The organism is Rhizobium sp. WYJ-E13, assembly GCF_018987265.1.
Classification (GTDB): domain Bacteria; phylum Pseudomonadota; class Alphaproteobacteria; order Rhizobiales; family Rhizobiaceae; genus Rhizobium.
The window spans coordinates 182,472-197,692 of sequence record NZ_CP076853.1 but is presented as its reverse complement, the minus strand read 5'-3'; the positions used below and the strand labels follow the sequence as shown (position 1 = coordinate 197,692).

Below are 15,221 nucleotides of genomic sequence, written 5' to 3'. Positions count from 1 at the left end.
TTTCATATATCCATTAACGCAAATTATTTGCTTTTATGTTTTGCCTTGCCTAGATAGAGCTAACGCAACGACTTAGCTTTAAGGGGCTTATATATGGTCGCCGCTCCCGAATCCATCAAGAATTCGTCGCCCATGGGCTTCCACGCTCTGACGCTTGCCGTCTTCTTCGGCGCGTCGGCGGCGCCCACGCCGCTCTATCGCATCTATCAGGAAGCCTTTGCCGTTTCTCCCATCCTCATCACTGTCATTTTTGCAGTATACGCCTTCGCGCTGCTTGGAGCATTGCTGATTGCCGGCTCGATCTCCGATCATCTCGGGCGGCGACCGGTAATCTTCCGCGCGCTGATCCTCGAAATCATTGCCATGGCGCTGTTTTCCATCGCCAGCGGTCCGGAATGGCTGATCGCCGCACGCATCGTGCAGGGTATCGCCACCGGTATAGCCGGTGCCTCCCTCGGCGCCGCTCTTGTCGATATCGACCGGGCCAATGGGCAGATCGTCAATTCGATCGCGCCGCTTTCCGGCATGGCGATCGGAACGATCGGCACCAGTGCGCTGATCCAGTACGGACCGGAACCGTTGCATCTCGTCTATGCCCTGCTGCTTGCCGCCTTTGCGGTGCAGGCCATTGCGCTGTGGTTGACGCGGGAGACGGGCGGCACGCGGCCTGGCGTCTTCGGATCGTTGAAGCCGGCCATTTCCATTCCGCAGCAGGTGAAGCGGTCGCTGTCGCTGGTGACGCCGATCAATATTGCCAACTGGACGCTCGGTGGTTTTTACCTGTCGCTCGTGCCTTCGCTGGTCGCCTCCACCACAGGCAGCCGCGCACCACTGACGGGCGGGGCGGTCGTTGCTGCACTGATGTTATCAGGCGCAGTCTCCGTGTTCCTGCGTCGCAGCCGCAGCCCGAAGGCCAATCTCGCCTTCGGCGTGAGTGCACAGACGCTCGGCATTCTGACAGTCGTGGCAGGTGTGCATCTCGCCAGCGTGCCGCTGTTGCTGATGGGCACGCTTTTGACCGGTGCCGGCTTCGGCACAAACTTTCTCGGCTCTATCGGGACGATCATGCCGCTGGCCAAGCCGGAAGAGCGGGCCGGCCTGTTGTCGGCCTTCTACATCCAGAGCTATCTCGCCTTCAGCCTGCCGGCGATCCTTGCCGGCTTCCTCGTCAAGTCGATCGGCTATGGAGCAACGACGGATATCTATGCCACAGCCATCATCCTCGTCAGCCTTGCCGGGCTGATGGCGGTGCGGAACACCAGAGAAACGGCGACGGCATGACGCCGTCGCGCAGTATCATCAGCGCCAGCCAAGCGCCGGGGCGACATATTTCAGGATCGATTCGATGACGTGGGCATTATACTCCACGCCGAGTTGGTTGGGCACGGTGAGCAGCAGCGTGTCGGCCTCGGCAATCGCCTCGTCCTTCTTCAACTCCTCGATGAGAGCATCAGGCTCGGCGGCATAGGAGCGGCCGAAGATCGCCCTGGTATTCTCGTCGATGAAGCCGATCTTGTCCTGCCCATCATTGCCATAGCCGAAATACGAGCGGTCGCGATCGTTCACCAGCGCGAAGATGCTTCGGCTGACGGAAACGCGCGGCTCGCGGGCATGGCCGGCGTCCCTCCAGGCATCTCGATAGGCACGGATCTGCTTGGCCTGCTGGATATGGAACGCTTCGCCCGTCTCATCGTCCTTCAGCGTCGAGCTCTGGAGATTCATGCCGAGCTTGGCAGCCCAGACCGCCGTGGCGTTCGAGCCCGCGCCCCACCAGATGCGGTCACGCAAGCCTTCGGAGTGCGGCTCGAGGCGCAATAGGCCGGGCGGATTGGGGAACATCGGCCGTGGATTGGGCTCGGCGAAACCTTCGCCCTTCAGCACTTCCAGGAAGACCTCGGCATGGCGGCGGCCCATATCGGCATCGCTCTGGCCTTCCGGCGGGTTGTAGCCGAAATAGCGCCAGCCATCGACGACCTGCTCGGGCGAGCCGCGGCTGATGCCGAGCTGCAGGCGCCCGCGCGAAATCAGATCGGCCGCACCGGCATCCTCCGCCATGTAGAGGGGGTTTTCGTAGCGCATATCGATAACAGCCGTGCCGATCTCTATGCGGCTCGTCCTTGCGCCGACAGCCGCAAGCAGCGGATATGGCGAGGCAAGCTGGCGGGCGAAGTGGTGAACGCGGAAATAGGCGCCATCCGCCCCCAATTCCTCGGCGGCGACGGCGAGGTCTATCGACTGCAGCAGCGTATCACCTGCCGAGCGCGTCTGAGATTGCGGCGAGGGCGTCCAATGCCCGAAAGAGAGAAAACCGATCTTCTTCATGATTCCATCGCTTGAACTGAAATGTGCGGTGGCACTTTTCTTTGCATGATTCCGGATACGCATATAGGCGCTATGCGAGAGATTTGTGAGCCGCAATGCCTGATGAAATATGAATGCGGCAGGAGCGCCTGCTCGAAAGAGCGAGCCTATCCGGAAGCGTTTAGAAGGCAGAGAGGGAAAATTACGCCTTTCTGCCATATTAAGATAATTCTGTATTAGTTATGTGAAATTACCGTTTATCAATTGCGAAGGGAAACTCATGAATACCGACAGTTATGAAAAGAAAGCCGAGCTGTTGCTGGTCATGGCGAATGCCCATCGGCTGAGGGTGCTGCAGACCCTGGCGGAGCGTGAGGTCGCGGTCAACAATCTTGCCGATATAATCGGCATCAGCCAATCCGCCCTCTCCCAGCACCTTGCCAAGCTCCGCAGCAAGGACCTCGTCAAGACGCGGCGTGATGCGCAGACGATCTACTACTCGGTCAAATCCGACAAGGTCCATGTGATCCTGGAGATGCTGCGCCAGATGTTTGACGATAGTCAGATAGAAGATTTCCGCCTCGCCGTTTAAGGAATGTGGGCAGAACTTCCACGGATCTTATATGCCTGCATACGAATCTGCGTGGATCGCATCATCGCTACTGCCAGCTTGAAGCTCCTCATCGCACAGGGGCTGGATTTAACAAGAACGGGAGCGCGGCTAAGGCTGCAGCGAGCCTTGCCGCCTCGTTGCTTATGCAGCCCGGTCAGTCGCCGGATAGGGATCGAAGCGGCCGTAGAAGGTTTCGCCCTTGGCGGCCATGTCCTTCAGCAGCGGTGTCGGCCTGAAGTGATCGCCATAGGCGGAGGCCAGCTTTTCGGCGAGGTCTACGAAGGCCTTGACGCCCATGCCGTCGATATAGCTCAGCGCACCGCCCGTATAGGGCGCAAAGCCGAAGCCGAGGATGGAGCCGACGTCGGCCTCACGCGGATCGGTGACGATGCCTTCTTCCATGGTGCGGGCAGCTTCGAGCGCGATCGTTACCAGGAAGCGCTGCTTCAGAATGCTCACGTCGATCTCGTCGGCCGGCTTCTGTGGGTAGAGTGTTTTCAGCTCAGGCCAGAGGAACTTCTTGGCGGGCTTGGCTGGATATTCGTAGAAGCCCTTGCCGTTCTTGCGGCCTCGGCGGTCGAGTTCGTCGACCAGCTTGTTGATGAGGGCAAGGTGGCGCGCGTCGACGGCCTTGGGGCCGAGATCGGCGACCGTGGCCTTGAGGATCTTCTGCGAGAGATCGATCGCCACTTCGTCATTCAGCGACAGCGGGCCGACCGGCATGCCGGCCATCTTGGCAGCATTCTCGATCATTGCCGCCGGCACGCCTTCGATCAGCATGTCATAGGCTTCGTGGATGTAGCGGAAGACGCAGCGGTTGACGAAGAAGCCCCTGACATCGTTGACAACGATCGGCGTTTTCTTGATGGCGGCGACATAATCCAGCGCCACGGCGAGCGCCCGGTCGCCGGTGTTTTTGCCAAGGATGACCTCGGTCAGCATCATCTTTTCGACCGGCGAGAAGAAATGTACGCCGATGAACTGCTCCGGGCGCTTGGAATTTTCGGCAAGGCCCGTGATCGGCAGGGTCGAAGTGTTGGAGGCAAAGATCGTGGTTTCCGGGATGACGGCCTCGACCTGTTCGATGACCGCTTTCTTGACGGCGCGGTCTTCGAAGACCGCTTCAATAACGAGATCGGCATCCTTCAAATCGGTATAGTCCGCCGAGGGTGTGATGCGGGAAAGCAGCGCGGCACCCTCGTCCTGTGTAAGACGACCCTTACCGATAGAATCCTTGACGAGGCCTTCGCCAACGCCCCTGCCCTTGGTGGCAGCCTCGATATCGCGGTCGATCAGGATGACTTCGAAGCCGGCGGCTGCCGTGACGTAAGCGATGGAGGCGCCCATGAAACCGGCGCCGACGACGCCGACCTTCCTCAGCTCCGTCTTCGGAACGCCTGCCGGGCGACGGGCGCCCTTGTTGAGTTCCTGCATGGAGATGAAGAGCGAGCGGATCATCGAGAAGGCCTCGGTGGTCTGCAGCACCTGCGTGAAATAGCGCTGCTCGATCTTGAGCGCCGTATCGAAGGGTACCTGCAGGCCTTCATAGACGCATTTCAGGATGGCGAGGGCACCCGGATAATTGCCTGATGTTTCACGCCGCAGGATCGCGGGCGCTGCCGGCCAGAGCTGGGCTGCGGCGGGTGTCCAGATGCCGCCGCCGGGAACCTTGAAGCCCTTTTCGTCCCAGGGGGCAACAGGCTTCAAGCCATCCTTGATCATCTGCTTTGCGGCGGGGATCAGTTGATCCGGCTCGACCACCTGATGGACGAGGTTCATGGCCTTGGCGCGCGAAGCGTTCAGCGACTGGCCTGTCGTCATCATCTGCAAGGCGGACTGGGCATCCGTCAGACGCGAGATGCGCTGCGTGCCACCGGCACCGGGAAAGATGCCGACCTTGACTTCCGGCAGGGCGATCTTGACGCTCTTGGCATTGGAGGCGACGCGGCCGTGGCAAGCGAGCGACATTTCGAAGGCACCGCCCATGCAGGTGCCGTTGATGGCCGAGACCCAGGGCTTGCCGCAGGTTTCGAGCTTGCGGAAGAGGCCGGTCATGCGACCGACGAGATCGAAGAGTTTTTGCGCAGCACCGTCAGGGTTTGCCGACTTCTCCTGCTGGTAGAGGGTGAACATGGATTTGATCATCGACAGATCAGCGCCGCCGGAAAAGGAGGACTTGCCCGAGGTGATGACGACGCCCTTGACGGCGCTGTCGGCGACGGTCGTATCGATGATGGCATCGAGTTCGTTCATCACCTCTTCGGTGAAGACGTTCATGGACTTGCCGGGCATGTCCCAGGTGACCAGGGCAATACCATCCGCATCGGTCTCGACGGTGAAGTTGGTGTAGCTCATCGTCTCTCTCCCTTAGACGCGTTCGATGACGGTTGCCGTGCCCATGCCGGCGCCGATGCAGAGGGTGACCAACGCGGTGTTGAGATCGCGGCGCTCCAGCTCGTCCAGCACGGTGCCGAGGATCATGGCGCCGGTGGCGCCGAGCGGATGGCCCATAGCAATCGCGCCGCCATTGACGTTGATCTTGTCGTGCTCGATATCGAAGGCCTGCATGTAGCGCAGCACGACGGCGGCGAAGGCTTCGTTCAATTCGAAGAGGTCGATATCGGCAAGCGTCATGCCTGATCGTTTCAGGAGCTTTTCGGTAACATCTACGGGGCCGGTCAGCATCAAGGCCGGGTCGGAGCCGATATTGGCGAAAGCCTTGATGCGGGCGCGGGGCTTCAGGCCCATGCTTGTTCCTCCCGCCTTCGAACCGAGCAGGACGGCAGCTGCGCCATCGACGATTCCGGAGGAATTGCCGGCATGGTGGACATAGTTGACGCGCTCGACTTCCGGATGGGCCTGGATGGCGACGGCCTCAAAGCCGCCCATTTCGCCCGGCATCTGGAAGGAAGGATTGAGGGAGGCGAGCGCCTGCATGTCGGTGCCGGGGCGCATGTGTTCGTCATGGGCAAGGATGGTCAGGCCGTTCTGGTCCTTGACCGGGATGACCGAGTTCTCGAACCAGCCCTTTTCCCAGGCGTTCGCCGCGCGCTTCTGGCTTTCGACGGCGTAAGCGTCAACGTCATCGCGAGAGAAGCCGTATTTGGTGGCGATGAGGTCGGCCGAGACGCCCTGCGGCATGAAATAGGCGGGGAAGTTGACTGAGGGGTCCATGAACCAGGCGCCGCCGGACATGCCGAGGCCGACGCGGGACATGCTCTCGACGCCGCCGGCAATGACGATGTCATCGGCGCCCTGTGCAATCTTGCCGGCGGCGAAATTCACCGCATCCAGGCCTGAGGCGCAGAAGCGGGAGATCTGCATGCCGGGCGCCCTCGTCGAATAACCGGCTTCGAAAGCAGCGGCCTTGGGAATGACGGCACCAGCATCCATGACCGGATCGACGCAGCCCATGATGATGTCGTCGACCGTTTCGGTATTCAGCCCGCTGCGGTCGCGGATCGCCTCCAGCGTCTTTGCCGCGAGACGCACGGAGGGCACCTCATGAAGCGCGCCATCCTTCTTGCCGCGGCCGCGGGGCGTGCGGACGTGATCGTAAATGAAAACCTCGGTCATTGTCTCATCTCCCTGGCGGCGCAGACGCGCCTATGAAATCTGCGAAGACTATCCGGCCCTTCGCTCAAGCTCAGGGCGTTCGGCGCTCGAAACGATCCACCGGATCGTTTCGCCGGCTGCGCCGACCGCCTTTCACCCCCAGCCCTCCCCACAAGGGAGAACCGGCTCAAAACGCTTCGGCGGCCAGTTCCATCATGGTGTCGGCGCCGGTTTCGATGCGGGCCTTGCGCAATGCGGTTTCGGGCATGATGCGCTCCATGAAGAATTTCGCCGTGATCAGCTTGTTCTTCAGATAATCCTCGCGCGCATCGCCAGCGGCAAGACGTTCGTTGGCGGCTTTGGCCATGCGCGCCCACATATAGCCGATGATGACGAGGCCGAAGAGGTGCATGTAATCGGTGGAGCCGGCGCCGGCATTGTCGGGCTTGGCCATGGCATTCTGCATGAACCACATGGTCGCACCCTGCACATCGTTCAAGCCCTTCTTCAGGTGCTTGGTGAAGAAGGTCAACTGCTCGTCGTTGCGGTTCTCCTCGCAGAAATCGCCGATCTCCTTGAAGAGCGCCATGGCAGCGCGGCCACCGTTCAGCGCCAACTTGCGGCCGACGAGATCGAGCGCCTGGATGCCGTTCGCCCCTTCATAGATCATGGCGATGCGGGCATCGCGCACATACTGGCTCATGCCGTGCTCTTCAATGTAGCCGTGGCCGCCGAAGACCTGCTGAGCCATGACGGCATGATCGAAGCCCTTGTCGGTCATGACGCCCTTGAGAATCGGCGTGACGAGGCCGAGAATATCGTCAGCCGTCTGGCGCTCCCTCTCATCGGTGGCCCGGTGGGCGATATCCGACTTGAGCGCAGTCCAGAGCAGGAAAGCGCGGCCGGCCTCGTTGAACGACCGGATGGTCATCAATGCGCGGCGAATATCCGGATGGACGATGATCGGATCGGCCTTCTTGTCCGGCGCCTTAGGGCCTGAAAGCGAGCGGCCCTGGATGCGATCGCGGGCGTAGCTGGCAGCGTTCTGATAGGCGATCTCGGAAATGGCAATGCCCTGCAGGCCGACCATCAGACGGGCCTCGTTCATCATCACGAACATGGCGTTGAGGCCGCGATTCTCTGCGCCGATCAGGAAGCCCGTCGCCTCGTCGTAGTTCATGACGCAGGTGGCGTTGCCGTGGATACCCATCTTGTGTTCGATGGCGCCGCAGGAAACGCCGTTGCGGGCGCCGAGTGCACCCTCCTTGCCGACGAGGAATTTCGGGACGATGAAAAGCGAGATGCCCTTGGTGCCCTCAGGCGCACCCTCGATGCGAGCGAGGACCAAGTGGACGATATTGTCGGTCAGGTCGTGCTCGCCTGCGGAGATGAAGATCTTCTGGCCAGAGATCCTGTAGCTGCCGTCGCCCTGCGGCACCGCCTTGGTGCGCAGCATGCCGAGATCTGTGCCGCAATGCGGCTCGGTGAGGTTCATGGTGCCGGACCACGTGCCATCCACCATCTTCGGCAGATAAGTGTTTTTCTGTTCATCGGTGCCGTGGGCGAGGATCGCGGCGATGGCACCCTGCGTCAGCCCCGGATACATCATGAGCGACATATTGGCGGCAGAAGTATATTCGCCGACCGCGGTATGCAGCGTATAGGGCAGGCCCTGACCGCCGAACTCTTCCGGCACGGCAAGCCCGATCCAGCCACCTTCCCGATAGGCCTGATAGGCCTCTCTGAAGCCTTTCGGCGTCGACACCGTGCCGTTGTCGTGGCGCGTACAGCCTTCCTGATCTCCGGAATAATTCACGGGCAACGCAACTTCCTCGGCCAACTTCGCGGCCTCACTCAGAATAGCCTCCACCATATCAGGCGTGGCATCGGCAAAACCCGGGAGATTATTGTATCGCTCGAGACCCAGCACGTCGTTCAGCACGAAGAGCGTGTCGTTCACCGGGGCCTTGTAGACTGGCATGGTTCGAATTCCTCCAATTCGGTAACCGGATTGCTCCGGCCTTGAGACTCTCTTACAAAATATTGACGTTTGCGTAAACGTCAAATTTTGCGTACGCGCAATTTTGTGAAGTGGATCAAGCAGGCGCTTCAAACAGAATGCTGTCGCCCCCGTTTTCTTCTCCGGCTAAGCGCGCTACATTCATCCGGACCTGCAGAAACAGCTTGGGAGGAGCTATTTCATGAGAAGAATGTGGCCTGCGGAGTTCAATTCCATTTTCGATGCGGCGGAGGAAGTGACGATCGAACCCGTGGTGGTCGAGCCGGTCAAAGGCGAAAGGCTGGTTGCGCATGACGAGCCGCCTGCTCCGCGCAAGGCACTGAGAGTGCGCATTCCCATGGAAACCTATGAGCGTATCTGGCCGCTCGCCGAAATGCGCTTCCGGCCGGCCGAAGGCCCCTATGCCGGCAAGGCGATAACGCTGATCGCCACCAATCCGCACTATCACCCCTGGCACCCCGCCGATGGCGGCTCAGAAGAGAAGGTCGGCGATAGCGGTCGTCACTACAGGACCGATTATCTGGTCGTGCATTTCCTGCTCGATGACGTGCGCGAACCCGTCGCCGCCTGAGCATTGATCTTGAAGAAAAGGCAGTTCCCGGAATAGGTTTGCGCCAGCAACCTCTATTCCGGGAGCCGAGCCTTGAGCGATTTCGATATCATCCGTCAGCGCGCCGAGCAGAGAAAAGGCGGCGCCGATGCGTTGATAGCGATGCTGCCGGCAATGCCGGACGACGAGGCGCTGCGCGCCCTGCCTGACGACCGCATACTGTCGCAGATGACCAGGCGCATTTTCTACAGCGGCTTCGTGCACAAGGTGATCGACAATAAATGGCCTGGCTTCGAAGAGGCCTTCGATGGCTTCGATCCCGCCGCGCTCAACATTGCTCCCGACGAATACTGGCATGATCTGACTGTTGATGACCGCATCGTCAAGAATGGCGCGAAGATCATGTCGGTACGCGCCAACGCCGCCTTCGTGCGAGAATTGGCGAACGAGGCAGGCAGCGCCGGCGCCTTCTTCGCCGACTGGCCGCGCGAGGATCATATTGGCCTGCTTGAGATACTCAACAAACGCGGCAACCGGCTGGGCGGAGCCACCGGTCAATATTTCCTGCGCGGCATCGGCCGCGACGGCTTCATCATGACATCAGATGTTCTGGCCTGCCTGCGGGATGCGGGCGTGCCGCTTTCAGCATCCGGAACCGGCAAGAAGGACCAGCAACTGATCCAACAGACCTTCAACCGCTGGGCCAGGGAAACGGAACTGCCGCTCGCCTATCTCTCGCGCATCTGCGGGCTTTCGATCGACGCCCCCAAGGAGTGAAATATTTCAGGCCGGCCGTTTTTTGGAAGGCCGGGACTGCCTACTTCTCCCAAAGGTTCATCCGAAGGAGAAGATCTCATGGTCGAGTTTCCCTATCGCAGCGCGCTGATCGTCGGCGCCGGTTCCGGCATCAGTGGTTCGCTCGCCCGCAAGCTTTCAGAACGCGGCGTGAAGGTCGGCCTTGCAGCGCGCAATATCGGCAAGCTCGGGCCGTTGCTCGATGAAACAGGAGCCAAGGCTTTCGCCACCGATGCCGCGCAGCCGGCGGCAGTTTCGGCACTGTTCGAACGTGTCGATGCCGAAATCGGCGAGCCCGATATCGTGATCTATAATGCCAGCGGTCGCGTGCGCGGGCCGATTGCCGATCTGGATCCTGCCGACGTGGAACAGGCGATTGCGACGAGTGCCTTCGGCGGATTCCTCGTCACGCAACAGGCTGCAAAACGCATGATCCCCCGGGGGCGCGGCGCGATCCTGCTGACAGGGGCGACGGCCAGCATCAAGGGCTATGCACAATCGGCGCCTTTTGCCATGGGGAAATTCGCGTTGCGCGGACTGGCGCAGAGTGCCGCCCGCGAGCTTGGGCCGCTCGGGATCCATGTGGCGCATTTCATCATTGACGGTGCCGTGCGCTCCGCCACAAGGCCGGATAGGGAAGACAAGCCCGACGGTACGCTTTCGCCCGATGCGATTGCGCAGTCCTATATCGACGTGCTGCTGCAGCACCGCAGCGCCTGGTCGCAGGAGGTGGAGTTGCGGCCGTGGACGGAGAACTTCTGATCCAGCCGGTCTCATTGAGCATACATGCTTTCCCGAAGGCGTCGAAACCGGTAGGATCGGACCGGCTTCGACAGCCTGGGAGGGAACGATGCTGCGTCTGGACCATGTGACGATCGATACACGCGATGCGCCTGCCATGATCGCTTTTTTCGAGAACATTCTTGGCGTGAAGGAAGGCTATCGGCCACCCTTTTCCTCGCGCGGCCATTGGCTTTATCTCGACGACAAGCCGGTGATCCATTTGAGCCTGACAGAGCGGGCAGGTGATTTTCCACCCGGCATCTTCAATCATGTGGCCTTCAGCCTCTTCGAATTCGAACCGGCGCTCGCTCGCATCAAAGCCGGCGGCTATCGCTACGAATATCGCGATATTCCGGATACTGATCTCGGACAGGTATTCATCTACGGGCCTGAGGGCGTGAAGATCGAGTTGCAGTACAAGCGGCCGCTTTAAAGGTTTCGGCGCCCGCAATTGGCCCAAAAAAGCAAAAGTTAAAAAATTCTCATCGAGGTTAACGAGTTCTTTACCACGTTTCGTAAAAGGTGCGCGGTGAGCATTGGCGATCTGCATTCCTTTTCTTTGTCTCGCGTTTCAGGAGTGCCGCTAACAGTCCGTCAAGCTTGAGGAAAGTCTAATTGATTATTTCCTTAAGAACGGCGCTCTCCGGCGCGCGCCTTGGTGCGTTTCGGAAAGGCATTGATCGAGCCCTGACCGGGCAATCGAAGCGAGCAAGAACATGAACGGATCGCGATCACATTCTTCCCGGCATTCCGACAGGACCTCGCTCGACGCGTTGAACCGCACCATCGAGGGGCTCGAAGCGCGGATCGAAGGCCTGATGGGCAGCGGGCGCGAGCAGCGGCCACGCAGCACGGCGCCCGAACGCGATCTCTATGCCAGCTCCCCCGCGCCGCGCGCAGCCGATCCACTTGCGGAAATCCGCCAGCGCCAGCGCGCGCTCGACGCCAGCAGGGAAAACCGCGAGCGGGCCTATACGCGCGAACCAGCGCCGGCCCTCCTGCGTGAATCGGTCCCTGCCCCGCAGCGCGCTTCGGCGCCGCAGCCGGTAACACCGCCCTACCGCGCATCCGACGACACGATGACGGAAATCGCCCAGGCGCTCGTCAACCTGCGGCAGGACCTGAAGCGCGACATTTCCGAAGGCGTGACGCGCGAAATGAACGCGCTGCGCAGCGAGCTGCGCGAGATCAAGACCAGTGCACAGGACCGGCATTTCGCCGACGACCTCCGCGCCGACATGGGCCGCCTTTCGCAAAGCATCGCGCAGCTCACCAGCCGCTCGGTCGGGCCGGAAGCCGCTGGCCTGCGCAACGAATTCGAAGAACTGCGTTCGCTGATGGACGGGCTGGCGCGCGAGGATTCGCTGCGCCACATTGAACGGCGCTGGGACAATGTGGAAGGCCGCCTCGCAGAGCTCGATACGGTCGGGCTCCAGGAAGAGCTGGTCTCGCTTGCCTACCGGCTTGATGACATCAAGCGCCATCTCGGCGGCATGGGCGAAAGCCCGGCAGTGCGGGCGCTGGAAGACAAGCTCATCACGATTGCCTCTGCCGTCGAGCAGTTCGGCAACATGATCCAGCCGCACGACCGGATCATGTCCGAACAATTCGCGGCCATGGACACGAGGCTCGACGAGATCAGCCGCGCGATCGCCGCCAGCGGGCGTGTCTCCGCCGGCACCGACCCGGCGCTGATGCAGCGGCTGGAAAATCGTCTCTCCGCACTCGGCGAACAGATCGAGCTGATGGGCAGGGCCGCCATGAGCCACCCCAACCCCGCCGATGAGATGGCAAGCCGGCTGGAGGCGCTGACGGCGCGTGTCGAAGATCTTGCCAAGACCGAGGCGACTTCGCGTCTCGATGAGCGGCTCGAGCATCTTTCCTACCTGCTCGAGCGTACCCAGAAGGCTCCGCCGCAACAGGATCTGACCGGCGCGCTTTCCGACATCTCCCGCAAGATCGACGCGCTGGAAAGCGGCTCGGTCAACGATGCGCTCGCCAAGCGGCTCGATTATCTCGCACGGCGTATCGACGAGATAGAAATCCGCCCTGCCCCGGCAGTGGAAATCGACGACAGCGCCTTCCATCGTCTCGAAGGTCGGCTGAGCGACATCGCCGCTCGGCTGGAGGAAAGCACGGCGGCTGCGCCAACCGACGCGCGCGCGCTGAAGAACCTCGAAGACCAGATCGCCAATCTCTCCGACCTCTTGAGCGCGCCGCGCGAGAACGCCGAGGCATCGGCGGATCTCGACCGCCGCATGGGCGCGATCGAAGACTACATCGCGACGAACGACGAATATATCATCGAAGCCGCGCGACAGGCGGCGGAGGCCGTCGTCGACGCCTATTCGCGCAACGGCGGGGTACAGGGAACCGCGCCGGCGGCAGCCGATATGTCGGCGCTGGCCGCGCTCGCCGAAGATCTGCGGCATCTGGAAGATTTGAGCCGGGACGGCGAGGAGCGCACCCACAAGACCTTCCAGGCCCTGCACGAGACATTGGTGCACATCGCCGACCGGCTGGACACAATGGAAGAGCGGGTGCGCCCTGCCGCGAGGATGCCGGCTGCCAATGCCGATTTCGACTTCGATCCCTACGCGCTGGTCGATGCCGGCAGGGAGCCGGCCAGAGCTCCGGTAATGCAAGCGCCGAAGGCTTCGCCCGTGCTGCATACGGCTGATATCGCCGAAGAGCCGACAGGCCGCGTATCGGAAGCGGCATTGGCCGACAGCACCAGCGCGATCGCAATCGAAGCCAACATCCAGCCGGAAAAGCCGGCCGTTCCCGCCAAAGGCAGCCTGCTCGCAAGCCTCGGCCGCAAGCTGATGCCTGCCCGCAAAACGGAAACAAAAGCTGCCGAGCGCACGGTTATCGATCCGGCTCCATCGATCGATCCCGTCGATGTGGTGCCGGCCGAAGCGGCAAACGAGCTGCTGGAACCCGGCTCCGGCGCTCCCGACGTGAAGAAGATCCTGGAGCGCGTACGCGCCAGCCAGAACGCCCAGCGCGGCAAGCCGGCCACCGAGAACGATCGTGCGGACTATATCGCCGCCGCGCGCCGCGCCGCGCAGGCCGCCGCCATGGAAATCGACAGCAACGCAAAGCCGGCGACGCGCGCCGAACGCCGCGCCGCAAAGCCGGAAAAAACCGGCAAGGGCGGCACCTTCCAGCGCTTCCGCCGGCCGATCCTGCTGGCAGTCGGCGCCGTATTGCTCGCCATCATGGCTTTCCCGCTCGCCCGCACGCTGACGACAGGCGAAAAGGCCCCACCGCCGGCTGAAGTCTCGGCCCTGACCGACGCCACCGAAACACCGCAGGCCAATATGGCAGCCCCAATGCCGGTTGCGCCGGAAGCATCGGCACCGGAAATGGCCGTCCAGCCGCCGGCAATCGCACCGGAGACAATTCCTCCCGAGGCGGCTGCTCCCGCAGTGTCCGATCACCTGACCGACACCGCGCCGCTCGACGGCGAAGGTGCGGAAGGATTCGACCAGGCACCGGCACAGGATGCCTCCGGCTTCGTTCCGAATACGCCAGCAGCTCCTGCGGCTGCCTCGATCATCGTTCCCGACACGATCCAGCCACAGCCGCTTGCCGATGCGGCACGCAACGGCGATGCACTGGCGCTCTTCGAGATCGGCGCGCGTTATACCGAGGGCCGCAACGGCCTCGCCGCCGATCAGAAGCAGGCAGCGAGCTGGTATCAGCTTTCGGCCGACAAGGGCTTCGCCCCGGCGCAATACCGCCTCGGCAGCCTGTATGAGAAGGGCAACGGCGTCGATCGCGACGTGCAGAAGGCCAAGGCTCTCTACGAGCAAGCCGCAAGCCAGGGCAATGCCGGCGCCATGCACAATCTCGCAGTGCTTTACGCCTCCGGCGCGCTCGGCCAGCAGGATTATGCGACGGCGGCCTCCTGGTTCCAGAAGGCGGCCGATCTCGGCATCACCGACAGCCAGTTCAACCTCGCCATCCTCTGCGCCCGCGGCAATGGCGTTCCGGCCGATCTGGAAGAATCCTACAAGTGGTTCGCGATCGCCGCCAAAGCAGGCGACAAGGACGCCGCCCAGAAGCGCGACGAAGTGGCCAATGCCATGAAGCCGGGCCAACTCGAACGCGCCCGCGCCAAGGCCGACCTCTGGAAGCCGCAGCCGCTCGACAACAAGGCGAACGGCATCGAAATCCCGGACACCTGGGCAAACGGCGCTGCCCCAAAGACGGCAACCGTCGACATGAAGAAGGCGATCCGCAACATCCAGGCGATCCTGAACAATAACGGCTTCGACGCCGGCCCGCCCGACGGCGAGATGGGCGCCAAGACGGTGACCGCCATCAAGAACTTCCAGAAGTCGATCGGCCAGGAACCGAGCGGCAAGGTCAACGACGATACTGTGAAGGCGCTTCTGGAGCGCAACAAACCGCGCGCCAAGGCCATCTAAGACACCTCGGCGGCACTCCGCCACCGGGCTTTCCGGCTTTTGGAACCGGCTGTCACAAAACCTGAAAAAAGCCGGATTATGCGGGACATATCGGGGCCTGCATCCGGCTGGTTGCGCTTTTTTCCTTCGAAAGCCTCTGGCAACGATTTCACAGTAGGATGCGCCATT

Annotated in this window: 11 protein-coding genes; 7 read left to right on the top strand and 4 right to left on the bottom strand. The window is 61.6% G+C overall.

The features are described from left to right. Window positions 1-93: 93 nt before the first annotated feature. Window positions 94-1,281, top strand: a complete 1,188-nt coding sequence (locus KQ933_RS00975) for an MFS transporter (protein ID WP_216756970.1) — start codon at window positions 94-96, stop codon at window positions 1,279-1,281. 18 nt (window positions 1,282-1,299) lie between these two features. On the opposite strand, the gene KQ933_RS00970 is transcribed toward KQ933_RS00975, so the two are convergent. Then, window positions 1,300-2,322, bottom strand: a complete 1,023-nt coding sequence (locus tag KQ933_RS00970; protein WP_216756969.1) for an LLM class flavin-dependent oxidoreductase — start codon at window positions 2,320-2,322, stop codon at window positions 1,300-1,302. A gap of 259 nt (window positions 2,323-2,581) precedes the next feature. Here KQ933_RS00970 and KQ933_RS00965 point away from each other — a divergent pair, with 259 nt between their 5' ends. Next, window positions 2,582-2,893, top strand: a complete 312-nt coding sequence (locus tag KQ933_RS00965) for a helix-turn-helix transcriptional regulator (protein ID WP_216756968.1) — start codon at window positions 2,582-2,584, stop codon at window positions 2,891-2,893. Between the two features lie 162 nt (window positions 2,894-3,055). On the opposite strand, the gene KQ933_RS00960 is transcribed toward KQ933_RS00965, so the two are convergent. From KQ933_RS00960 to KQ933_RS00950, 3 genes are all read right to left on the bottom strand, one after another. Continuing rightward, entirely contained in the window at window positions 3,056-5,269 is a 2,214-nt protein-coding gene (locus KQ933_RS00960) for a 3-hydroxyacyl-CoA dehydrogenase NAD-binding domain-containing protein (RefSeq protein ID WP_216756967.1), read from the bottom strand. 12 nt (window positions 5,270-5,281) lie between these two features. Next, complete coding sequence (locus KQ933_RS00955) at window positions 5,282-6,490, bottom strand: acetyl-CoA C-acetyltransferase (RefSeq protein WP_216756966.1); 1,209 nt, start codon at window positions 6,488-6,490, stop codon at window positions 5,282-5,284. A gap of 166 nt (window positions 6,491-6,656) precedes the next feature. Next, window positions 6,657-8,450 carry an acyl-CoA dehydrogenase C-terminal domain-containing protein gene (locus tag KQ933_RS00950; protein ID WP_216756965.1) on the bottom strand — a complete coding sequence of 598 codons (1,794 nt, stop codon included), beginning with the start codon at window positions 8,448-8,450 and terminating at the stop codon, window positions 6,657-6,659. Between the two features lie 220 nt (window positions 8,451-8,670). Between KQ933_RS00950 and KQ933_RS00945 the strand changes: the two genes are divergently transcribed. The 5 genes from KQ933_RS00945 to KQ933_RS00925 all read left to right on the top strand — a co-directional run bounded on the left by KQ933_RS00945 (window position 8,671) and on the right by KQ933_RS00925 (window position 15,053). Beyond that, window positions 8,671-9,060, top strand: coding sequence for a hypothetical protein (locus KQ933_RS00945; RefSeq protein ID WP_216756964.1), 390 nt, complete (start codon window positions 8,671-8,673; stop codon window positions 9,058-9,060). A 72-nt stretch (window positions 9,061-9,132) separates the two neighbouring features. Beyond that, the gene (locus KQ933_RS00940; protein WP_216756963.1) at window positions 9,133-9,816 is read left to right on the top strand and encodes a DNA-3-methyladenine glycosylase I; all 684 of its coding nucleotides are present in this window, start codon (window positions 9,133-9,135) and stop codon (window positions 9,814-9,816) included. Between the two features lie 78 nt (window positions 9,817-9,894). Further along, window positions 9,895-10,596, top strand: coding sequence for an SDR family NAD(P)-dependent oxidoreductase (locus KQ933_RS00935; protein ID WP_216756962.1), 702 nt, complete (start codon window positions 9,895-9,897; stop codon window positions 10,594-10,596). An 88-nt stretch (window positions 10,597-10,684) separates the two neighbouring features. After that, window positions 10,685-11,050, top strand: coding sequence for a VOC family protein (locus tag KQ933_RS00930; protein ID WP_216756961.1), 366 nt, complete (start codon window positions 10,685-10,687; stop codon window positions 11,048-11,050). 283 nt (window positions 11,051-11,333) lie between these two features. After that, entirely contained in the window at window positions 11,334-15,053 is a 3,720-nt protein-coding gene (locus tag KQ933_RS00925) for a peptidoglycan-binding protein (protein WP_216756960.1), read from the top strand. The last annotated feature ends 168 nt before the right edge of the window (window positions 15,054-15,221 follow it).

What these genes read in the sequence shown, in the direction of transcription:
- KQ933_RS00975 (WP_216756970.1), top strand. Translation starts at nt 94, where the DNA reads ATGGTCGCCGCTCCCGAATCCATCAAGAATTCGTCGCCCATGGGCTTC.
- KQ933_RS00970 (WP_216756969.1), bottom strand. Translation starts at nt 2,322, where the DNA reads ATGAAGAAGATCGGTTTTCTCTCTTTCGGGCATTGGACGCCCTCGCCG.
- KQ933_RS00965 (WP_216756968.1), top strand. Translation starts at nt 2,582, where the DNA reads ATGAATACCGACAGTTATGAAAAGAAAGCCGAGCTGTTGCTGGTCATG.
- KQ933_RS00960 (WP_216756967.1), bottom strand. Translation starts at nt 5,269, where the DNA reads ATGAGCTACACCAACTTCACCGTCGAGACCGATGCGGATGGTATTGCC.
- KQ933_RS00955 (WP_216756966.1), bottom strand. Translation starts at nt 6,490, where the DNA reads ATGACCGAGGTTTTCATTTACGATCACGTCCGCACGCCCCGCGGCCGC.
- KQ933_RS00950 (WP_216756965.1), bottom strand. Translation starts at nt 8,450, where the DNA reads ATGCCAGTCTACAAGGCCCCGGTGAACGACACGCTCTTCGTGCTGAAC.
- KQ933_RS00945 (WP_216756964.1), top strand. Translation starts at nt 8,671, where the DNA reads ATGAGAAGAATGTGGCCTGCGGAGTTCAATTCCATTTTCGATGCGGCG.
- KQ933_RS00935 (WP_216756962.1), top strand. Translation starts at nt 9,895, where the DNA reads ATGGTCGAGTTTCCCTATCGCAGCGCGCTGATCGTCGGCGCCGGTTCC.
- KQ933_RS00930 (WP_216756961.1), top strand. Translation starts at nt 10,685, where the DNA reads ATGCTGCGTCTGGACCATGTGACGATCGATACACGCGATGCGCCTGCC.
- KQ933_RS00925 (WP_216756960.1), top strand. Translation starts at nt 11,334, where the DNA reads ATGAACGGATCGCGATCACATTCTTCCCGGCATTCCGACAGGACCTCG.